Annotated in this window: 20 protein-coding genes and 1 pseudogene; 9 read left to right on the top strand and 12 right to left on the bottom strand. The window is 26.9% G+C overall.

The annotated features are described in order from the left end of the window. On the bottom strand, positions 1-699 hold the full coding sequence (locus GQX97_RS02410; RefSeq protein ID WP_157150363.1) for a DUF554 domain-containing protein: 699 nt from the start codon (positions 697-699) through the stop codon (positions 1-3). Positions 700-791: 92 nt separating this feature from the next. Next, complete coding sequence (gene glgP, locus GQX97_RS02405) at positions 792-3,356, bottom strand: alpha-glucan family phosphorylase (protein WP_157150362.1); 2,565 nt, start codon at positions 3,354-3,356, stop codon at positions 792-794. 287 nt (positions 3,357-3,643) lie between these two features. On the opposite strand from glgP, the gene GQX97_RS02400 reads away from it, so the two are divergent. Together GQX97_RS02400 and GQX97_RS02395 are read left to right on the top strand one after the other, a co-directional pair. Then, a complete protein-coding gene (locus tag GQX97_RS02400; RefSeq protein ID WP_157150361.1) occupies positions 3,644-4,891 on the top strand; it encodes a hypothetical protein in 1,248 nt (415 codons plus the stop codon). Between the two features lie 181 nt (positions 4,892-5,072). Beyond that, positions 5,073-5,729: a hypothetical protein gene (locus tag GQX97_RS02395; RefSeq protein ID WP_157150360.1), complete on the top strand. Its 657-nt coding sequence runs from the start codon at positions 5,073-5,075 to the stop codon at positions 5,727-5,729. A 75-nt stretch (positions 5,730-5,804) separates the two neighbouring features. Here GQX97_RS02395 and GQX97_RS02390 read toward each other — a convergent pair whose 3' ends face one another. Both GQX97_RS02390 and GQX97_RS02385 read right to left on the bottom strand, forming a co-directional pair. Beyond that, positions 5,805-7,619: a methyl-accepting chemotaxis protein gene (locus GQX97_RS02390; protein ID WP_157150359.1), complete on the bottom strand. Its 1,815-nt coding sequence runs from the start codon at positions 7,617-7,619 to the stop codon at positions 5,805-5,807. Between the two features lie 190 nt (positions 7,620-7,809). Beyond that, positions 7,810-9,947: pseudogene (locus GQX97_RS02385) on the bottom strand (ankyrin repeat domain-containing protein). Positions 9,948-10,231: 284 nt separating this feature from the next. On the opposite strand from GQX97_RS02385, the gene GQX97_RS02380 reads away from it, so the two are divergent. Continuing rightward, positions 10,232-11,104, top strand: coding sequence for a flagellin (locus GQX97_RS02380; protein WP_157150358.1), 873 nt, complete (start codon positions 10,232-10,234; stop codon positions 11,102-11,104). A 132-nt stretch (positions 11,105-11,236) separates the two neighbouring features. Here GQX97_RS02380 and GQX97_RS02375 read toward each other — a convergent pair whose 3' ends face one another. Both GQX97_RS02375 and GQX97_RS02370 read right to left on the bottom strand, forming a co-directional pair. Further along, complete coding sequence (locus GQX97_RS02375; protein WP_013243179.1) at positions 11,237-11,608, bottom strand: ArsR family transcriptional regulator; 372 nt, start codon at positions 11,606-11,608, stop codon at positions 11,237-11,239. Between the two features lie 2 nt (positions 11,609-11,610). After that, complete coding sequence (locus GQX97_RS02370; protein WP_157150883.1) at positions 11,611-11,844, bottom strand: hypothetical protein; 234 nt, start codon at positions 11,842-11,844, stop codon at positions 11,611-11,613. A 193-nt stretch (positions 11,845-12,037) separates the two neighbouring features. Between GQX97_RS02370 and GQX97_RS02365 the strand changes: the two genes are divergently transcribed. Beyond that, the gene (locus GQX97_RS02365) at positions 12,038-12,223 is read left to right on the top strand and encodes a (2Fe-2S)-binding protein (RefSeq protein ID WP_157150357.1); all 186 of its coding nucleotides are present in this window, start codon (positions 12,038-12,040) and stop codon (positions 12,221-12,223) included. A gap of 5 nt (positions 12,224-12,228) precedes the next feature. On the opposite strand, the gene dapF is transcribed toward GQX97_RS02365, so the two are convergent. Both dapF and GQX97_RS02355 read right to left on the bottom strand, forming a co-directional pair. After that, complete coding sequence (gene dapF, locus GQX97_RS02360; protein WP_157150356.1) at positions 12,229-13,068, bottom strand: diaminopimelate epimerase; 840 nt, start codon at positions 13,066-13,068, stop codon at positions 12,229-12,231. Between the two features lie 56 nt (positions 13,069-13,124). Next, positions 13,125-13,379: a hypothetical protein gene (locus GQX97_RS02355; protein WP_232473246.1), complete on the bottom strand. Its 255-nt coding sequence runs from the start codon at positions 13,377-13,379 to the stop codon at positions 13,125-13,127. Between the two features lie 305 nt (positions 13,380-13,684). On the opposite strand from GQX97_RS02355, the gene GQX97_RS02350 reads away from it, so the two are divergent. Then, on the top strand, positions 13,685-14,251 hold the full coding sequence (locus tag GQX97_RS02350) for a hypothetical protein (protein ID WP_157150355.1): 567 nt from the start codon (positions 13,685-13,687) through the stop codon (positions 14,249-14,251). Positions 14,252-14,332: 81 nt separating this feature from the next. Here the strand turns inward: GQX97_RS02350 and mtnK are convergent, their stop codons facing one another. After that, the gene (gene mtnK, locus GQX97_RS02345) at positions 14,333-15,529 is read right to left on the bottom strand and encodes an S-methyl-5-thioribose kinase (RefSeq protein ID WP_157150354.1); all 1,197 of its coding nucleotides are present in this window, start codon (positions 15,527-15,529) and stop codon (positions 14,333-14,335) included. A 197-nt stretch (positions 15,530-15,726) separates the two neighbouring features. Between mtnK and GQX97_RS02340 the strand changes: the two genes are divergently transcribed. Further along, positions 15,727-16,209, top strand: a complete 483-nt coding sequence (locus tag GQX97_RS02340; RefSeq protein WP_157150353.1) for an ATP-binding protein — start codon at positions 15,727-15,729, stop codon at positions 16,207-16,209. Between the two features lie 25 nt (positions 16,210-16,234). Further along, complete coding sequence (locus GQX97_RS02335; protein ID WP_157150352.1) at positions 16,235-17,773, top strand: ATP-binding protein; 1,539 nt, start codon at positions 16,235-16,237, stop codon at positions 17,771-17,773. 2 nt (positions 17,774-17,775) lie between these two features. Here the strand turns inward: GQX97_RS02335 and GQX97_RS02330 are convergent, their stop codons facing one another. The 3 genes from GQX97_RS02330 to GQX97_RS02320 are packed head-to-tail and all read right to left on the bottom strand — an operon-like array spanning position 17,776 to position 19,250. Continuing rightward, entirely contained in the window at positions 17,776-18,243 is a 468-nt protein-coding gene (locus tag GQX97_RS02330; protein ID WP_157150351.1) for a zf-HC2 domain-containing protein, read from the bottom strand. Further along, the gene (locus tag GQX97_RS02325; RefSeq protein ID WP_157150350.1) at positions 18,240-18,794 is read right to left on the bottom strand and encodes an RNA polymerase sigma factor; all 555 of its coding nucleotides are present in this window, start codon (positions 18,792-18,794) and stop codon (positions 18,240-18,242) included. The genes GQX97_RS02330 and GQX97_RS02325 overlap by 4 nt, the downstream gene beginning before the upstream one ends. A 9-nt stretch (positions 18,795-18,803) precedes the next feature. Continuing rightward, positions 18,804-19,250, bottom strand: a complete 447-nt coding sequence (locus GQX97_RS02320) for a Spy/CpxP family protein refolding chaperone (protein WP_157150349.1) — start codon at positions 19,248-19,250, stop codon at positions 18,804-18,806. 211 nt (positions 19,251-19,461) lie between these two features. Between GQX97_RS02320 and GQX97_RS02315 the strand changes: the two genes are divergently transcribed. Both GQX97_RS02315 and GQX97_RS02310 read left to right on the top strand, forming a co-directional pair. Beyond that, positions 19,462-20,499, top strand: coding sequence for a hypothetical protein (locus GQX97_RS02315; RefSeq protein ID WP_157150348.1), 1,038 nt, complete (start codon positions 19,462-19,464; stop codon positions 20,497-20,499). A gap of 64 nt (positions 20,500-20,563) precedes the next feature. Next, positions 20,564-21,286 carry a polyprenol monophosphomannose synthase gene (locus tag GQX97_RS02310; protein ID WP_157150347.1) on the top strand — a complete coding sequence of 241 codons (723 nt, stop codon included), beginning with the start codon at positions 20,564-20,566 and terminating at the stop codon, positions 21,284-21,286. Positions 21,287-21,291: the final 5 nt, after the last annotated feature.

Below are 21,291 nucleotides of genomic sequence, written 5' to 3'. Positions count from 1 at the left end.
TCATAAAAAGGAAATATATGGTATAACCAAAACCAAAAAAATAGCATAAATCAAAGCAGGCAAAAAATCTCCCGTTTTAATTTTAATAATATTTAGAAGATTAAGCCCTATCATCATAACCGTAGCTCCTCCAACAGCAGAAACCTCATTAAGCATAGTCTGAGAAACATAAGGCTCTAAAAAAGAAGAAAGTAAAGTTAAAGCCCCCTGATAAACAAGTATGCTAAGTACAGAAAAAGAAACCCCTACCCCATAAACCGTAGACATAAATATAGCAACAAAACCGTCTATTACACTCTTAGTAAATATTAAATCATAATTGCCAGTAGTGCCCGCCTGAAAAGAACCTACTATAGACATAGAACCAGAACAAAAAAGTATTGATGATGTCAAAAAACCTAAACTAAAATTCCCTGCATTATCTTTAAATGAAAAACTTTTTTTTATAAACTTCCCAAAAGATTCTATTTTCTCTTCCACAGAAAGCATAGTGCCTGTAAGACCTCCAAGCATAATAGATATAGCAAATATAAGTATATGCTCAGTAGTAATAGCCATAGAAATACCTATAGTTAAGGATATTATACCTGCAGAGATAAATACAACTTTTTCATATTTTTTTGATAAATTATTTTTAAATATAATTCCAATAATAGAACCAATAAAAACAGCAATCATATTAACAAATACAGCCAACATATTTTTATCCTTATAAAAATAATAAATATACAAATAAAGGGCTTAACTTAATTATTTAAGTTAAACCCTTTGATATCTAAATCAAAATGATATTAGCTCCAAATAATAAGTTTCATATCAAATTTGTAACTCAAATCTTTATTATATGGATACATTCTTATAGCAAAACCGCTCTGTCCGCTATTATTACATACTAAAGAGCCGCTGAATGAATGTCTTCCATTGCCTAAATCAGCAGAATGTTTCATCTCAACAATAGAAGGCTCTATAATATCTTCTTTCATGCTTAATTTACCATAATAAAGTTCAACTCTCACAGAATCAGGTGCTATATCTCCAAGATTTACTATAGTTTTTATTTCAAATTGACTTCCAACTTTTAAATTTCTTGAAGGCATCTCAGAAATAGTGTTTTCAAAAGAAACTTTAGACCATTTAGAATATATATTTTGTTTCCATTCTTTTAATGCTTTAGACTTTTCAAAGTCATTGTTAATCATATGCAAATATCTTTTGCTAGCCTTATTATAGAACTTATTATAATAATCAGCTACCATTCTATTTGTAGAAAATACTGGACAAACAGTTTGCATACTCCATTTCATAGCAGATACCCATTCACGAGGTATATCATCTCTTCCTCTGTTGTTATAATAAAGAGGAATAATCTCGTTTTCTAATACATTATATATAGCCTTACTTTCAACATCATCTTGATACTCTAAATCTGAATACTGCTCTCTATTACCAATAGCCCAACCATTTTGAGCATCATAAGCTTCATCCCACCAACCATCTAATACACTGAAGTTTAAACCTCCGTTAGGCGGAACCTTCATTCCGCTTGTACCGCTGGCTTCTAATGGTCTTCTTGGGTTATTAAGCCATACATCAACACCTTGAACCATATATCTTGCTACATTAATATCATAGTCTTCTAAGAATACTATATGATCTCTAAAATCTTCTCTTCTGCAAATTTCAGATATCTCTCTAATAAGCTCTTTACCGCCATTATCATGCGGATGTGCTTTACCAGCAAATATTATCTGTACTGGTTTATCTTTATTATTTAATATCTTTTTTAATCTGTCTAAATCTCTAAATAATAAAGTTCCTCTTTTATATGTAGCAAATCTTCTCGCAAAACCAATAGTTAAAGCATCTGGAGAAAGTATTTGATCAGCATGCTCTATTTCATTTTTAGTAAAGCCTCTGTTTGTAATTTGAGATTTTAATCTAGTTCTGCAGAAATCAATTAATCTCTCTTTTCTTCTCTCATGAGTTTTCCAAAGTTCAGCATCAGGTATTCTTTGTACCCTCTCCCAAACCTCATGCTCTAAAGGTTTAGTTCTCCAACGAGGACCTAAATACCTATCTAATAAGTTTTGCATATCAAAAGAAATCCAACTTAATGTGTGAATACCATTAGTGATAGCATCAATAGGAAGCTCATCTTCAGGAACTCCTTTCCATATATCTTTCCACATAGCTCTTGAAACATGTCCATGAAGCAAACTTACTCCGTTATTTTCAGCAGATAAATTAAGTGCTAAAACTGTCATACAGAAATTTTCTTTATTGTCATCTGGATTAATTCTTCCAAGTCTTAAGAACTCATCCATAGTCATGCCAATATGTTTAACATACTCGCTAAAATATTTCTGTACCATATCCATAGGAAATACATCGTTACCAGCAGGTACAGGTGTATGTGTTGTAAATACGTTAGAACTATAAACAACCTCTCTTGCCGCATTTTTATCAAGATGATTGTTTTCCATAAGTTGTCTCATTCTCTCTAAAGAAAGAAAAGCACTATGTCCTTCATTCATATGATAAATAGTAGGTTTAATACCAAGTTTATTTAAAGCCTTAATACCGCCAATACCAAGAAGTATTTCTTGTTGTATTCTTGTCTCTAAATTACCGCCGTAAAGCTGAGCTGTAATATCTCTGTCTTCTACGCTATTTTCTTCTATATTAGCATCCAAATAATAAAGCTCTATTCTTCCAACATTAGCCTTCCAAATTTGAGCATAAACTTTTCTTCCCGGAAGATCAACATCAACTTTCATTGTCTCGCCGTTTTTATCTAAAACTTTTTCTAATGCTAAATTAAAAAAGTCATTTTCTATATCATATTCCTGCTGCCAGCCATCAGCATTTAAATATTGTCTAAAATAACCTTTTCTATATAAAAGTCCAACAGCAACAAATGGTAAACCTAAATCACTAGCAGATTTCAAATGGTCCCCAGATAATATTCCTAAACCGCCTGAATAATTAGGCAAAGATTCATGCAAACCATATTCAAAAGAAAAATATGCAATCTTTTCATTTTTTGTCTTTTGAGAATCATCTAAACTATCATACCAAGTTTCCTGATTCATATATGTCTTAAACTCATCATAAACTTCAGCTAAATTCATCATAGCTGCATCATCATGAAGCATAGTATCGAAACATTCCTGTGAAGATTCCCCTAAAAGTCTTATAGGGTTATGGTCTTTTTTATCCCAGTTGTCAATATCTATGTTCCTCAACAAATTAATTGCTTTTTGATTCCAACACCACCAAAAGTTTTTAGTTATTTCCATTAATGGTTCTAACTCTTTTGGTATAGAAGGTGAAACCATATATTTACTTACTTTCATAAATATTACCGCCCCTTAAAATTTAGATGTTTTATTGTATAATAATTTTACAATAAAAGCAATGTATTTTTATACATAGCTATTATTAAATAGAATACATACCTAATATTATCGCATTAATATGAAAAAACAAAAAATATTTTTTTTATAACTTTTATATTTTTTTATAGTTAATACTACTATTTATAACAATATAATTTCTCATTGACTTTTATAATTACTCATTTATAATCAATTTTCATTAATATATACCATTATGAGCTGTATTTATTTTAGGATTTTTAAAAATGCAAGAAAATAATAAACTAATAACTAATATAGATAACATAAATACTAAAATAAAAAAAATATTAGAAAATAATTTAATATCAAATTTGATTATTATTGCTATAGGTGTTATCGCATCATTAGCAATTACTATATATTCTTATTTAAATATTGTAAATATTGATAAATTAATTGATAGTGTTTATTCCACTAATAATTTTAATATTTTATATAGTTTTTATTTTTATATATTTTATTTTTTCTGTTTTAGTTTGATATTCAATATTAATTCAAAGTTTAATTTAATAAATATTATTATAATATTTTTATCTTTTTTATTTGTGTCAATTCTCAATTTAAGCACTATTTTCTTTGCAGCAATTGGTACTATTGAAAACATAGAAGCATATTCACAGTTTTATTATATTAAATATATATTTTCTGTTATCATATTTTTTATAATAATAGCTTTATCATATAACGGTTTTCAAGTATTAAATTCTAAAACCATTTCAGAGTTTTTTACTTTTTCTGCTGATATATCAATATTTGCATGTTTAATAGCAGGTGTAGTATCAACAGTATTTGGAATATTTGCAGCGATAGTTATATTTTTGATAAAAGATATTTTTAATATTTTAGATGAAAAGATTATATTTAAATTAATATTATTATCCATATCATTCTTAAGTTCAATATTTCCTTTTTTGGTATATATAGTTTATAGAAAAATGAAAACTAATATTTCTATATATTTATCAAGAATATTAATGCCTTTTAGTTTATTATTTATATTTATACTTTTGCTTCTTCTATTAATGCCTGATATAAGACCTTATGATAATAGAGTTACTTTTGTACTTTATAATATTATGCTTGCTGTAATAGTATTAAACATGTTCTTTGTAAGAGCTGATTATAAATCAAGCATATTTACTAAGGCTTTATATATTGTTCTTCCTATAGTAGCAATATTGTTTGACATATTAGTATTAACATCTTCTTTGTATAGATTAGCAGAATATGGAATTACCCCAAACAAAATAACATTAGTAGGTACAAATTTGGTTATGCTTGGCAATTTAGTTTTTATAACAATTTTTAACATAAAATCTATTTTAAATATTTTTAAAAACAATGAAGATATAAAAGATATTAAAAACATCACTATAGGAGACAGCAAAAGTGTGTTCTACATATATATTTACGCAGCATGGGCTTTTATAGTATGTTTTATAATGCCTTTGTTTTATAATTTATTTAGCTGATATTTTTTATTAAAAGACAAATTGACTTTTATTTATTATTTTATAGTTTACATAATATTTATTATTTAAAGCCCTAACACTAATAACCGACAATAAAATCTACAAAGCATTAGATTATGCCAAATATTATAACTTTGAATAGTTTACTCACTATTATAAATAAAAGCTAAGGACTACAAATATGAAAACTAAAATATTTATAATTATTGCATCTATAATAATAATTTCAAATAATCTATTTGCTGGATTTACATTAGATTTACTTCCTAAACTTGGAGTTGCTGGAAGTTTTACAGATTTAACAGAAAGTGTAGTTGAAGGTAGAGGAGATTTAAACTTACAATTAGGATATCATTTTCCAATAGGTAAAAAATTTAAAGGTATAGACTTATTATTTGATACAGGGATTAGTTTTGGTTCTTTATCTATAAAAAATAATCCAAGTGATAAATATAGTATAAATCAAATGGATATAATGAGTATTAATACTGGTTTAGCTTGTAAATTTGTAGCAGCTCCTATCTTTTTAGAAAGCACTATTAATACAAACCAATCTACTGCGTATGGTATTTCTATTGGAGCTAAATTTATACCTTTTATAGGCGGTCTTAATGTAAAGCTTAGTCAAGTTCCAATATCTTTATATATAAATCTATCTGCTGAAAGAAGAATATATATTTATGATAAACATGCTTTGGTAGTAGGTATTAATCTTTTTTATGAATATATGTTTTTTAATAAAAATGATATATCAAAACTATTTGCTTCAAGAAGTATAAGTAAGCATCATTCTATTGGAGCTTTAATGAGTATAGGATATCATTTTGGCGGGAATTAATAATAAATAAAAATAAAGGGCTTGTAAATATGCAAGTCCTTTATTTTTTTAATCATAATAACATTTTAAATATCATCAATCATCTGTATTAACTTTAAAATATTCTAATTCTAATGACAAATTATTAGCTCCATCTACAATCTCTTTTCCTAAAATAGAACTCTGATTTGCTAATTCTGAATTTTCCTGAGTAATCTCATTTAATTCATTCATAGCAACATTAATCTGTCTTACGCTATCCTCCTCTTCAGAAGCTGATTCATATATATTAACTAATATATCCGAAACATCTTTAGCCGATTTTTCTATCTCTAAAAGTATCTCTAAAGAAGATTTAACTGACTCATCTCCAATTTCTATCTTAGAAACAGTTTTATCTATAATATTAGTAATATTTCCAGCCGCCTCATTAACATTTTGTGCCAATGCTCTAATCTCGGAAGCTACAACAGCAAATCCTCTTCCCTGCTCTCCCGCACGAGCTGCTTCTACTGCAGCATTAAGAGCTAATATGTTTGTTTGAAAAGCTATTGATTGTATTAATTTTGTAATATTAGAAATCTCTTTACTAGATTCAGAAATCTCCATCATATTATGCGATATTTTATTAACAGCATTAACTCCATTTTGAGTAGACTCCGTAACTTTAGAACTCATATTCTTAGCCTCAAATGAACTCTTTGAAGTATTTGATATAGCAGAAAATAAATTCTCTATAGAGCTTGTCATCTGCTCAACAGCAGCAGCCTGAGATGAAGTTCTATTTGATAAATCATCTATTCCCCCTGATATCTTTTCAGAAGAACTGTTTATAAGAGATATATTAGTTTGCAATTTGGCAAGTATTTCATAAATTACATTTTGCATATCATTAATAGAATTCGCTAAAATACCCGCAACATCTTTTCTATCCAAATCTCTTTTATCAAATTTATTATCAAACCTCCCATTTTTCATAAGCTTCATTACATCAATAGCCCTATATAAATTATGAGATAAAGGTATTACTATTTTTGCCACCAATAAACATTCTAAAACTATAAGAATAATTATACACAAAAATAAATAAAGCATTAAAGAATTAAACTCTGAGTAAAACGGCTTAGCACTTCCCTTAAATACCAATATCCAAGGAGCATTATCTACTTTCTGAATAGAATACCACTCATCTTTTATTATATTCAAATCACCAACATGAGATAATAAATTACCGCTAAAATTAGCAAACGTTTCATAAGTAAATAAATTATTTGTTTCATTTAATATATAATTCTTATCTTCATGAGTCATAAAAATACCATTTTCAGAAACAATATAAACTTCCTCTTCAAAATTCTTTTTTAAACTTGAAGCTATGCCGTTTATATTATCAAAATCTATAGCACAAACACCTTTTAAAGATCCATTAGTATAAACTGCTTTTGAAAATGTTACTGTAAGTTTTTTAGATACATAATCAATATAAGGATTACTTATCATTATATCATTAGTTGTAATAGAAGCCCTATACCAATCTCTTGAAGTTTGATCATATGTTAATGGAAAAGGTTCTAATGAATTTATAAAAATTCCGCCTTGAGAATAAGGAATAGTGTCGCCAAAATAAATATTTAAATAGCCTGAATCAAGTTTTTGAACATTAGTTAAAAAATTTCCAACTTCAACTAAACTAGGATTAGACTCTAAATATGCCCCCATAACGTATATGGTATTTTTTAATTCTTCAACATAACTTTCTGTTCTTGTCTTTGCTTCTAATAGTTTTAGATATCTTTCATTTAAAAACCGCTCTCTATATAAAGGTTTATAAATAATAAAAATTGCTAAAAATAATATTAATAAAAATATTACAAAAGGCGCTATAAATTTCACCATTAATAGATTTTTCATAATACCCCCATAAAATAAAAAACTATTAGGCTAGATAATAACTGTTATTATAAATAAAGTCAAAAAATAAATGAATTTTTTTGGTAAAAATTCATTTTAAAATATTTTATACGAATTGATATTATGTAATTTAGTTATATAAGTATATTACATAACTTTCACGTTATTAAATACTTTTAATAACGTGAAACTATTTTTTGTATTTTTTTAATATATTTTTCATTTCATCTTCATACTCAATATAAAATTCTAAATCTTCACTATTTATAGATGGGTCTGCTCCGTTTTTTAATAAAATCACAAATATATCATATTTGTGATTTTTAGCAGCTACAATTAATGCAGTATTTCCTTCAGTATCAGATATATTAAGATCAGCATTATTTTCTATAAAGAACTCTACAAGATTGATATTATCTCTCCTTACAGCCATCATTAATGGAGTATATCCGTCCCTTCCTTTTTTATTAATATCTGCATTATTATCTAATAATATCTTTGCAATCTCTATCTTTTCTACAACAGTTAAAGCTGTAAGCCCATTATCATCTTGAAAGTTAATATCCCCTCCTTCAGATATATATTTATTTATTTCATCAGTTTTGGAATATAAAACATCAAAAATAAATTGAGAACTTTTTTTATATTCTTCATCATGATGCTCACTAAAAATTTTATACATCTCAGTATTTCCATTTTCGTTAGCATAATATGAACATCTTCTACCATAACCATCTCTTGCAAATACATCAGCTTTATTTTCTATTAAAATTTTTACTATATTAATATGATTATGCATAGCAGCAAGAGTTAAAGCTGTATAGCCTGATTTAGTTTGAATATTAACATCAGCATTATGCTCTATTAATAAGTTTAATATTTTTTTAGCATTGCGGGAAGCAGCATACATTAAAGGTGTAATGCCGTCATTATCAATAGCATTTACATCAGCTCCTCTCTTTATAAACTCTAAAGCTATATCAAAATTATCATCATTATCAGCAACATATTCTAAAGCTGTTTTATTTAACCGATTTTTAAAATTAACATCAGCATTATGCTCTAATAATATTTTTATTATTTCTTTGTGATGAAACTCTGAAGCTATAAGTAAAGCATTAGAACCTATTGAGTTATATAATTCATCTATTGTGTTATTAATATCAATTCCTTCAGCAATATATTTTAAAACTTTATCAGTATCATTCTCAGCAGCAGCATATAAAAATTGTATCTCTCTAGATGAAGCTTCTTTTATTAAATCAGCTATTTCTTTTACATAATGATTTCTATTGTATGCCATATCTAATGCAGTTTTTCCAAATGTACTTTTTAATGTTAAATCAGGATTATATTTCAAAAGAAGTTCAACAATATCTCTATTTCTTTCCTCTACTGCATACATTAAAGGAGTTTTTTTCTGTGATCTGACAAATTAATATCAGCATTATGCTCTAATAATATTTTTGCCATATCATAAGAATTATTATCACAGGCAATTATCAAAGGAGTTTTTTTAAATTCATCTTGCACATTTATATTAGCATTATACTCAAGAAGAACTTTAACTCCTTCAATATTTCTTCGTTCGCATGCATTAAGTAAGGCTGTATTTTGATTGAAATTATTTTTTATTTCAGTATCAGCACCGTTTTCTAATAAAGTCCTCATAAAATCTTTTTTTTCTTTATTGTAAGAAGCAAGCATCAATGCTGTAGAGCCTTTGCTATTTTGAGCATTTATATCTGCACCATATTCTAATAATAATTTTATTATTTCTGTATTAGGGTTGTCTTCCATAGAGATATAATATATAAACGCTGTTTCGCCTCTTTGATTTTTATAATTAGGGTCATAGCCATTTTCAAGTAATATCCTCACTATTTCAGTATAATTTTGACTGCAAGCTATCATTAATGTTGTTAAATAATTTTTTTCTAATTGAGTCTCTACATACATATCAGCTTTATGTTCAAGAAGAATTTTCACCACATCCAAATTGCCATAAATACATGCATATATCAAAGCAGTATAATTATAATTGTTAGTTATATCTACAGAAGCATTATACTCCAATAAAAGTTTTACTATATCAGTATTTCCTTTATAAGAAGCAACCATTAAAGGAGTGTATCCTTCTTTATTCTTAAAATCAATTTCAATATCTTTTTTTTCAATACCATTTTTATTATTTTCAATTAATATTTTTGCTATTCCAAATACATTTATATTTACATAATTATTTTTATCCAATAAATATTTTATTTGCTTAATATCGCCCTCTTCTATAGCATTGAAAAATTCAATTTTTTCTCTATTTGTAAACATTATGAATCCTAAATTTATAAATTTTTAAGCAAAAAATAAAGTTGTAAATACTTATAGATAGTATATAAAAAAATAAAGGAATATCAATAAATATGATTTTATAGAGCAAACAAATATAAAAAAGCTCACAAATATATAATAAACATAACATTTTCCGAAAAATTGCACAAAAAATAAAAAAAATATCTAAAGCAAGCAAAAAAAATTAATAATTAATTGATAGCAACCGATAATATATACTAGTTCAAGGATGGACTAATAAACAATTTTCACGGAGGAACCATATGGTTATCAATAATAATATCAGTGCAATAAATGCACAAAGAACTCTTAAATTCCGCCAAGTAGATTTAAGAAAAGACGCAGCTCAAATATCTAGCGGTATGAGAATCAACCAAGCTGGAGATGATGCTAGCGGATTAGCAGTATCTGAAAAGATGAGAACACAAATCCGCGGTTTACGTCAAGCTGAAAGAAACACTCAAGATGGTATATCTTTCATTCAAACAACAGAAGGTTACTTGGAAGAAACTACTAACATCCTTCAAAGAATTCGTGAATTAGCTATACAAGCAGCTAACGGTATCTACACAGATGAAGACAGACTTTATGTACAAATCGAAGTTTCTCAATTAGTAGATGAAATCGACAGAGTTGCTTCACAAGCTCAATTCAACAAACTTAATATGTTGACTGGAAGATTTGCTAGATCTACAGGAGAAAATACTCCTACAGCTTCTATGTGGTTACACATCGGTGCTAATATGGACGAAAGAAAACGTGTTTATATTGGTACTATGAACAGCCAAGCTCTTGGACTTAAAAATCCAGTTGGACCTGCTACTACTGCTACTTTCATTAGTGTTTCTAACCCTAATAAAGCTAATACAGTTATAGGTATGGTTGATGAAGCTCTTCTTAAAGTATTAAAACAAAGAGCTGACTTGGGTGCTTATCAGAACAGATTAGAAATGACTGCTCAAGGCTTAATGGTAGGCTTTGAAAATATGCAGGCTTCTGAAAGCAGAATTCGTGATACAGATATGGCTGAAGCTTCAGTTAAACTTGCTAAAGATCAAATTCTTAACCAAGCTAACTTGTCTATGCTTGCTCAAGCTAATCAGTTACCACAAGGTGCTCTTAGATTATTACAATAATAATAGCCTAATAGCTTAAAATAAAAAGGGTGATGCTTAATTGCTTCACCCTTTTTTATTATACTACTAAACTTACTTCAATTATTTAATCTATCAAAAAAACTTCAAAATTCACATTACAAAAATACCATTCTAACAGTTTATCACCATCTTAAATTGATTTGATATCTCCTTCTTTATAGCCTGCAAACTCTGTGATATAGATGATTGACTCACATTAAATATTTTAGCCAACTCCACCTGACTCTTACCCTCTGAAAATAATTTCAATAATTGCTTTTGCTTTGGTGAAAGTATTGCTACAACCAAATTTGAAAGCCTCTCATATTCTACATAACTTAAACTATTTGTATAAAGTATATTCTCCAAATCTTTATCTGTTAACACCACTTCTCTACAATAATCCCTATTTTTCTTAAACTCCCTCTTTCCATATCTAATCTTCTTTAACATCTCATCACATAATTTTACACAAGTATTATATTTAGGACATAAATTACACATTATTAATACTCCTTTAATACATATAAAATATCTTCTAAAAGCATAGCTGAATATTCAATAGATGTATCAAAATTAAGCTTCTTTACAGCATTATCAACATCTACCCTCATTATAACCCAATCCTCCCAATTAACCTTTTTATTGTAAAAATAATCATCATCGTCAATATTATCGAGTACTATTTTTACAAGTTTTTTGTTATAATTTTTAAACTTTCTTGTTGGCGGTTTATTCATAACTAAGTCTCCCAAACTAATGTATAGTAATATACTGTATATTACTATAGTAGTTTTATATACTATATACCGTTTTTTTTCAATACCCACTTTGAAGTTTTTTAACATTTTTTTATATTTTTTATGCTTTTGATATTTTTTTGTTTTTTGATTAGAATGGTTAATAAATCATAATAAATATAAGAGCAGTGTAATGATAAAAGAAGATAACAAATATATATGTAAATGTAAAGAATTATCTATTGAAGAGATAGAAACATTAAAAAAAGAATATGGATTAAAGACATTAAGAGATATAGTAAAGAAAACAAAAGCAGGTACAGCTTGCGGAGGATGCAGGAATCGTTTAAAGGAGCTATTTAAAGATAATTTAAGATAAAAACATTATAATTCTACATATCCTCTGTAGGCATATCTAGCTTCACCCTTCATAAAAACAGTATTATCTTTATATGTTAATATCAAATCTCCGCCCAAAAGGTGATTGAGTATAATATTGTCAGTTCTTTTGCTTATAAATCCAGCCACACAAACAGCAGAAGCCCCAGTACCGCATGCCAAAGTCTCTCCGCTTCCCCTCTCCCATGTTCTCTGTATAACTTCTCCTCTACTTATAACCTGCACAAACTCTACATTTGTCCTGTTTGGAAACATAGGATTATTTTCAATAAAGCTTCCTATATCATCAATTCTCATATTTTTAACATCATCTACAAATATAACACAATGAGGATTTCCCATAGATACACAAGTAAAATAATAAGTTTTTCCATTAAAATTAATAGGCTCATCTATTATTGGAGTTTTATCTATAGTAGTTGGTATTTTTAAGCCTTCAAGTATAGGAGAATCCATATCAATCTCAACGCTATCAACTTCATCATTCTTTATAAATAAATTAGCTTCAAGCACTCCCCTCAATGTTTCTATTTTCATGGGATTATTTTTTGATATATTATTATCATAAGCATATTTTGCCACGCACCTTATTCCATTGCCGCACATTTCAGACTCAGAACCATCATAATTAAACATTCTCATAGTTACATCAGCTATTTTGCTAGGCATTATTAAAACAATACCATCAGCACCTATAGAATAATGTCTATGGCTTAAAATTGGAGAATATTTTTTGGCATCTTCAACCGTAAAACTCTCTTTAAAACAATCTATATAAATATAATCATTTCCTATACCATGCATTTTAGTAAAATTTAAAGTCATAAAAATACTCCCAAAAAATTATAACAATTTTATACTTTTTTTACTAAATATCAATATTAATTACCAAATTTTATACCTAAATTGAAAGCTATTTCAAAACTAGAAAAACCGTATTTTTTAATATCATAATTATCATAATAACCAACAGCACCTTCTACAATACTTGGATATCCTTCATATATTTTTTGATAATCTTCATAAGACATATTAGCTATATCATAAAATATGTCAAAATTATATATTAAACTTATTCCAAATAAAAATGCTGTCTTTTCATTAAAATAAAAATAATCATCAATTTGAAGTTTCATAATGGTATAAACAGATAATCAAATTTTCTTTTTATATCTTTGAATGAATATTTTTCGGCTAAATGACTTTTATAATTTTCATCAGCCCCTCCCATTTATGCTTTTTAATTAAATTTGATTTTTTAATTTTGTTTTATTTTATTAATAACACAAAGAAGAACTCCCACCCAAGCTTTCTTAAACTTAAAAACTTATGTAAAAATCATATATAAACAAAACAATTAATATTATACTAGCTGCAAATCTATTGACTTTTTTAATCAATAAATATATATTGAAATTATATTAACAAATGGAGATGTATTATGTTAAGAAGAATTGTGTTATCCGTTATTCTTGCTTTGGCATTAATAACAACTATTCCTACCCAAGCACAAGCTGCATATGCTGATGGAGCTGCTATCGGTGCTGCATTTATGGGTGGTTTCCCTGCTCAAGCTTCTTTAGGCTTAACAGGACAATTTAATGGTGTTCCTTTAATGTTTGGATTAACAGGAAGAGTATTGTTTACCGACAACTATCAGCATTTTGGTATTGGATTTACTATGGATTGGTGGGGATTAAAAATTCCGTTATTAGAAGATTCAGTTGGTATTCATTTCTATTTAGGACCTGGTCTCGGAGCAACTGTTGATTTTGGAAGCCAATATTGGAATATTAATGCTGCTTTAAGAGTACCTATAGGTTTATCTTTCCTATTTGCTAAGAATTGGGAAGTATTTGTTGAAGTGGCTCCTAGTGTAAACGTGCTTAGCCTCGGAAGCGGTGGATTTAGACTATTAGGTATATATATAGGCAATAATGGAAGCGGTTGGACTGCTGATGCATTCTTCGGATTTGCTGGTCAATTAGGATTTAGATATTGGTTCTAATATTTAAGTTTTGATAAAATTATGGCTTAATCTTTCTATTTAAGATTAAGCCTTTTTTATTATTAAAAATTACATATAATCTTACTCTTTTATAAACTCAAATATATCTATTAATTTCTTGCCTTCATTTATAGTATTTCTATTTTTTATAAATAATATTGCCGTTTTTATTAGTGTTCTCTCCATCATAAGTTTTTTATCTGATAAATCAAGAGAAGATATTTCAGCTACCTTAGAATCGCCTACTGTTCTTCTTATCATCTCTGTACCAGCATAACCTATAGAATCTGCTAATATAGAACTTAAATAATATTCTCTAAAACTATCATTTTTATAAAGGCTAAATGTAACTATCTCATTATACTTTTTTCTTAAAGAAATATTTATTTTATCAAAAGTATCTATTATTGTATTTTTTATCCATTGAACAAAATTGCCATTACTAGAAAAATAAGTTTTATTAGCCAAAGAGAAAAATAAATTTCCTATAACATTTCCAATATCATAACCAATAGGCCCATAAAAAGCAAACTCTGGGTCTATGATTTTGATTCCATTTTGATTTATAAATATAGAGCCCGTATGCAAATCCCCATGTATAAGTGCCTGAGAATAATTCATAAATCTATCTCTCAATTTAGCTACTTCAAATTTTAAGATTTCATCATTATACAAAAACTTCTCTACAAAATCTTCTTGTCCTTTAGATATTATATTTCTATTTTTATAATTATAATAAGGCTCTGTTAAAACTAAATCTTCTGTTATATCGCATAATTCTTTATTTATAAAAAGCTTCACATTATCTTTTTTCTCTGCCCTATCCATTACTAAATCTGTTGTTGGAAGCAAAACATTTGATAAAAAATCAGCTATCTCATTAGAGAAATTATCAAACTGTTTTTCTTCCAATAGCTCTTTACGCATATTCTTATAATCAGATATATCTTCCATAGCCAAAGCATGCATATTCTCATCATAAGAATAAATTTTAGGTATATGATTAGGCGACAAGGAATACTCTATTTTTAATATTTCAGCCTCTATTTTGCTTCTATAAACATCTAAAGCCCTTCCAGAAGAGCGTAAAAACTCATCAGCCTGCTTTATTATAATAGATTTATCCTTACTAAAAATCTTAAATACATAATTTATATTGCCGTCTCCTATCTCAATAGCCTCAATTTCTTCATCTTCATTAAAATACTTTAAAACCTTCTTACAATATTCTTTTACATCATCTGTATTCATTAAAAAGTGCTTATCAAATTTACACATTGTTTATGTCCTTAAACTAGTATTATAATTAAATATTATATTAATAAAATACAAAAAATACCACTAAAATACAATTATTCAATATAAAAATTACAACTAACCAACAATACTTTATAAAAAATATAAATATTAAATTTGATATAATATCATTATAATGATATACTTTAGAGTAAAGCTATTATAGGGTTGTTTTTTAAGTGGAAAAGTACATACTAGATAATGATTTAGATAATATAAGCAAACTCATAGAAAATATATGTTTAAAAATAGATAAATATATAATAGATACCGACCTTTTCTCATCAGCATTATATGAAGTAATAATAAATGCTATAGAACATGGTAATCTCAATATATTGTATGAACAAAAAAAAGAGTGGCTTCAAAAAAATATATATAATAAAAAATTGAAAGAATTACTCAAAAGTGAGCTTGCCCAAAATACTAATATAGAATTAACTTTAGATATAAATGAAAATGATCAAATTATCACAATCTCAGTTAAAGATAATGGAGAAGGCTTTAATATAAACAAAGCATTAAAAACAATTAAAGATGAAGGCTTTGCTAGAGAAAGCGGCAGAGGAATTATAATAATAAAATCATATTTTGATGATGTAAAACATAACAAAAAAGGAAATGTTATTACACTCATTAAAAAATTCAATAAGAATATATAAAATAACAATAAAGAGAAAAACTATTATGCCTAAAAAAGTTAAAGATACTAAATTTTTTCATAAATCTCCTGAAATAAAATTAAATACAGGTTTTGTTACATTAGAGAGATTTGTTGCAATAAATGAGTATGATGACGGGAGTTTTTCAAGAGAATATAATTGCGACATCATTAACAGAAAAGGCTCTGATGCTGTTATAATAGTTCCATATACCTATATAAATAATCAAATGCATGTTCTTATGATTAAAAATTTCAGACCTGTGGTTTATTATAAAGAAAAAGTATTAAATAATAAAAGTGCTGAAGAAATAGATGAAAATATTATGTCTTTTTTAGAGTTTCCAGCTGGAATGCTTGAAGAAGATGAACTTAATATGAAAGACAGCAATATGGGTATAAGAAAATGTGCTCAAAGAGAATTGGAAGAAGAAACAGGCTACAGCGTTAATATAAAAAACATTAAGGTTTTAGGTCATCAATATTACAGCTCTTCTGGAATTATTACAGAGAGAATAAATATTGCCACATGTGATATAACAGGATTAAAACCTAAAAAAGTAAAAACAGATGGTTCTGTTATGGAAGAGAATATTGATTCATTATTTGTAGAGTTTAATGAGGCTATAAGATGGTGTAAAGAAGGCATAATAAAAAATGCTGGTACAGAGATTGGATTAAACAGACTTTATTTTTCAATACTCTATGAACAGCAAAAAAAACACACTGATATTTTACAAAAAAGATTAGTTTCTCTCTTTAATGAGATAAACTCTTTGAAAAAAAGTGTTAATTATTATAATAAGCTTATAAGAGAGTTTAAGGCAACTATTACTCATGAACTTAGACATCCTTTTACAGAAATAATGGGATATATTAATTTATTAAAAAGAAAAACATTAGCTGAAGATAAAAAAGAAGAGGCTATTAATGTTATATCTAGAAGTATAAAAAAATTATATGACAATAATAATAATTTAATACAAATTGCTATTAAAGATGATGAGAGCTATAGTTATACTTCTGAATTTAATGTTGAAGATGAATTAAGCTCAATAATAGAAGGATATAAAATTTTATACCCAAAAGACATAAAAACAGAAATAAATATAGAAGAAAATTGTAAAACTCTAATAGGATATAAAGAGAGATTTAGATTAATAATGGAAGGTATAGTTTCTAATGCCTTTAAATTTACAAAGTCTGGAACAATATCTATAAATGTTAGAATGCTTGACACTATTGAAACTAAAGTGATAGACTTATCCCCCGACTTATTTAATTATCATTCTATGCAAAACATCATGCCAAATGAAATAGAAATTACGGTAAAAGATACAGGCAAAGGAATAAAGCAAAGCAAATTAAAGAAAATCTTTATACCATTCTATCAAAGCGACTCAAGATTTGAAAGAGAATACGGCGGCATAGGAATAGGTTTATCTGTAGTAAAAGATCTTCTTGATACTATGCAAGGAGCAATCAATATAGATAGTTCTGAAGGTGCTGGTACTATAGTAAAATTGAGAATACCTTTTGGTGTTGTAAATACTTCCAAAAATTAATTTTATTCCATATAGGCCATATAAGCAGATAATACTACACTATCTTCTTCACTGCTTTGATTATCAGGTGCATAGTCAAAGTATGTAGATAAAAGTGTATAATCATTATAATCGCTATATACATTATCTTCTTGTTCTTGAAAAACTTCTGTTGAAGCTACCATAGTAGAGTCAATAGAAGCTGTATTATTATTGTTGTTAATAACTACTCCCACTCCAACAAATATCAAAAGCATAGCTGCTATAGAAGCAATATAAGGCACAAATTTAAATTTCTTTTTAGTGTTATTCACCTCTATAGGCATTTTACCTGTTAAAATAGAAGACATAGCAAAAATCTCTTCTTTAAACTTCCTGCATTCAGCACATTCATGCAAATGCTCTTCCATTTCCATTATTTCTTCATCATTTAAATCATTATCTTTATATCTGCTAACAAGCATTTCATAATACTCATGTGTGTTGTTCATAAAGTTACCCCCATTTTTTTTATTATTTCTAATAATTTCTTTCTTGCCCTAAATATCCTTGTTCTAACGGTATTAACAGGCAAGTCCAATTTCTCAGATATCTCAGTATAAGAATAATTCTCATATTCTGCCATCATAAGAGGTATTCTAAAGTCATCCTCCAATTTGGACAAACTCTCTGCTATAATTATTTTATTTATACTATCATTATCATGAGCCTCTTGCATCTGAGCATTTCTATATTCTTTAAGCCTGTATTTTTTCTCTCTTTCTTTTTTTCTTATATGGTCAACTGCCCTATTAAAAGAAACCCTATAAAGCCAAGTATAAATCTTAGACCGTCCCTCAAAGCTCTCTCTTTTTATATAGAAGCTAACAAAAACATCCTGCACAATCTCTTCAGCTTCATCATAATTAGAAATAAGAGAATATACTAAATTAATCAAAGGTTTTTTATAAGCCTCCATAAGTTCTTTGAAAGCTTCTTCATCTCCCCTTTTGAAAGCTTCTAAAAAATTATTTTCATCAAACGCCATCTCTGCACCACTCATAAAAAATAATTACCTCATTCTACCACTACGAAGCTGAGCTCTTTGCTGAGGTGTTAATACATCTATTATATCTAAATCCCGAACCATCTTCAAATAATCTCTCTCTGCTTCATAATCTTTTTTAGACTTAATAAGATTCCTTAGCACATTCCTATCTGGATTATCCTTAATAAGTTCTTGTCTTATATTATAATCTATTTTCTCTATTTCTAACCTAATACCTTCTTCTTCTTGAACAAATTTTATAGCTATATCATAAACTTTTTTTGTTTGCTCTTCAGTTAATACTATGCCTGCCATTTGTAAAAAGCGTAAAGCATCCGGCCCCAATTTATCAGTTCCTCTACGCATTCCTTTTCCTGGTCCCATTCCTCTGCCATGACCCGGTCCATGAGGCTGAGCAACAAGCAATGATGAAAATAATAATATAAATAATAATGTAAAGCCTTTTTTCATGTACTAACTAAACCTCTTTAATCAAATATATCTCTTTATTCAAAATATTAGACGTATACATATAAGAAAAAGTTCCCAATTTTTATATATATTTTGTATTATTTTAGGTTATTTACAAAATATTTCAAGAAAATTATATAAATAACCTATTTCAATAAATACTATTTTTATATATAATAAACATATAATTAAAATATTAGGGTTATCATATATGTATAAAATACTATTTTTTGATAATAATAATAAAATAATAATTGTAGCTAATAATTCAAAAGAAAATAATAAAAACATATTATATAAATTGGTAAAACATATTAAAGAGAAAAATGATAATAAAGCAAATATTAAAGAAGAAGATGATAAAATAATAATAGCAAATGATAATTTTCAATATGAATTATTTTTTAATACAGAAAACAATATAAATATAAAAATAATTAAACATCAAGATAAATTAGCTTTTAATAATTTTACATATTTAGAAAATGAATTTCATGATTATATAAATAGCTTTAATATTATATCAGCAAAAAAGAGATTAAAAAAAATTAATGAATCAATTAAAGACAATATGTGGTTGGATTTTATGATTAATGATTATAAAACAGATTTGCATATTGTAGGGAGCAATGATTTATCTTGTTATCATGATATAGAAATAATATTTAAAAATGTAATACATATAGAATGTGATACACATTTTAATGCCTGCCCATCAGAATACGATGTTTTTATGGTAGATGAAAATTATAACAATTCAAATATAAAAATAAATATACATACAGATAGTAAAACATTTCATATAATATGCGAAGATATAGATTATAGCAATAAAATGGTAAGATATGATTATAATTATAATTCCTTATATTCTGCTGACAAAGAAAAGATAATAAAAAAATATGAACTAATAAAAGAAAATGATAAATGGTATCAAGAAAAAGAAAACTCACATAAAGCATTAATTTTTACAGATAAGTTTTTTAACACTAATGATACTATTGGAATAATATTTAGAATATATAAATTATGTTTTGCAAAAGTAAAATACTTTAGGACTTTTTATTATAAGTTTGAGTATTATAAATATGATTATAAAAAAGGATTTGTAGAAACTGAGCTATGGGATGTAGAGTTTTTTAAGCATATAGATTCGGGGTTAATGATAGACTTAAGATATTTGCAATCTATAACTGTTTATGAGGACTTTGTAAAATTGTGTGATGAATTAGATAGTTATTCTAAATAAAAAATAATATTGAAAACATAAAAAAAATAATATATAATATTTCAAAATAAAAAATGGAAACATAATGAAAGCAATAATAATAATACCTACTTACAATGAAAGCGACAATATAGAAAAAATGATTAATACTGTACTAGCACTTCCAGAATATATAGAGATACTAGTAGTTGATGATAATAGTCCAGATGGTACAGCAAGTATTGTTGAAAAATATTTAGATAATAATAGAGTTCATTTATTAAAAAGAGAGAAAAAAGAAGGGCTTGGACCTGCTTATATAGCTGGATTTAAACATTCTTTTCAATATAACCCTGATTATGTTATAGAGATGGATGCAGATTTTTCTCATGACCCTAATTTTGTTGTTAATTTTGTTGATAGAATGGAAAAAGAGAATTTGGATTTGGTGATAGGTTCAAGGTATTGTAATGGTATTAGTGTTGTTAATTGGCCTTTAAGAAGATTATTTTTATCATATTATGGAAATAGATACGCTTCATTTATATTAGGTTCAAAGATAATGGATATTACTGGGGGATTTAAATGCTTTAGAGTATCTGTATTAAAGACTATGAACTTTGATAATATTTTATCTGCTGGATATTCTTTTCAGATAGAGATGAATTATTCTTTTGAAAGCAATGGAAAAAAAATAGCAGAAGAGCCTATTATATTTTATGAAAGGAGAAGCGGACAATCAAAGATGTCTAAAAATATAATAGCAGAAGCATTATTTAGAGTAGTTCGCTTAAGATTTAGAGATAAATCAAAATATTTTAATAAATAATTATA

This window comes from Brachyspira sp. SAP_772 (genome assembly GCF_009755885.1).
In the GTDB taxonomy this organism is placed as follows: Bacteria; Spirochaetota; Brachyspiria; order Brachyspirales; family Brachyspiraceae; genus Brachyspira.
The sequence above is the reverse complement of the archived record's forward strand: the minus strand, read 5'-3'. Positions and strand labels throughout refer to the sequence as shown.

Coding starts and splice junctions, on each gene's coding strand:
- GQX97_RS02410 (WP_157150363.1), bottom strand. CDS start 699: ATGTTGGCTGTATTTGTTAATATGATTGCTGTTTTTATTGGTTCTATT.
- glgP (WP_157150362.1), bottom strand. CDS start 3,356: ATGAAAGTAAGTAAATATATGGTTTCACCTTCTATACCAAAAGAGTTA.
- GQX97_RS02400 (WP_157150361.1), top strand. CDS start 3,644: ATGCAAGAAAATAATAAACTAATAACTAATATAGATAACATAAATACT.
- GQX97_RS02395 (WP_157150360.1), top strand. CDS start 5,073: ATGAAAACTAAAATATTTATAATTATTGCATCTATAATAATAATTTCA.
- GQX97_RS02390 (WP_157150359.1), bottom strand. CDS start 7,619: ATGAAAAATCTATTAATGGTGAAATTTATAGCGCCTTTTGTAATATTT.
- GQX97_RS02380 (WP_157150358.1), top strand. CDS start 10,232: ATGGTTATCAATAATAATATCAGTGCAATAAATGCACAAAGAACTCTT.
- GQX97_RS02375 (WP_013243179.1), bottom strand. CDS start 11,608: ATGTGTAATTTATGTCCTAAATATAATACTTGTGTAAAATTATGTGAT.
- GQX97_RS02370 (WP_157150883.1), bottom strand. CDS start 11,844: ATGAATAAACCGCCAACAAGAAAGTTTAAAAATTATAACAAAAAACTT.
- GQX97_RS02365 (WP_157150357.1), top strand. CDS start 12,038: ATGATAAAAGAAGATAACAAATATATATGTAAATGTAAAGAATTATCT.
- dapF (WP_157150356.1), bottom strand. CDS start 13,068: ATGACTTTAAATTTTACTAAAATGCATGGTATAGGAAATGATTATATT.
- GQX97_RS02355 (WP_232473246.1), bottom strand. CDS start 13,379: ATGAAACTTCAAATTGATGATTATTTTTATTTTAATGAAAAGACAGCA.
- GQX97_RS02350 (WP_157150355.1), top strand. CDS start 13,685: ATGTTAAGAAGAATTGTGTTATCCGTTATTCTTGCTTTGGCATTAATA.
- mtnK (WP_157150354.1), bottom strand. CDS start 15,529: ATGTGTAAATTTGATAAGCACTTTTTAATGAATACAGATGATGTAAAA.
- GQX97_RS02335 (WP_157150352.1), top strand. CDS start 16,235: ATGCCTAAAAAAGTTAAAGATACTAAATTTTTTCATAAATCTCCTGAA.
- GQX97_RS02330 (WP_157150351.1), bottom strand. CDS start 18,243: ATGAACAACACACATGAGTATTATGAAATGCTTGTTAGCAGATATAAA.
- GQX97_RS02325 (WP_157150350.1), bottom strand. CDS start 18,794: ATGAGTGGTGCAGAGATGGCGTTTGATGAAAATAATTTTTTAGAAGCT.
- GQX97_RS02320 (WP_157150349.1), bottom strand. CDS start 19,250: ATGAAAAAAGGCTTTACATTATTATTTATATTATTATTTTCATCATTG.
- GQX97_RS02315 (WP_157150348.1), top strand. CDS start 19,462: ATGTATAAAATACTATTTTTTGATAATAATAATAAAATAATAATTGTA.
- GQX97_RS02310 (WP_157150347.1), top strand. CDS start 20,564: ATGAAAGCAATAATAATAATACCTACTTACAATGAAAGCGACAATATA.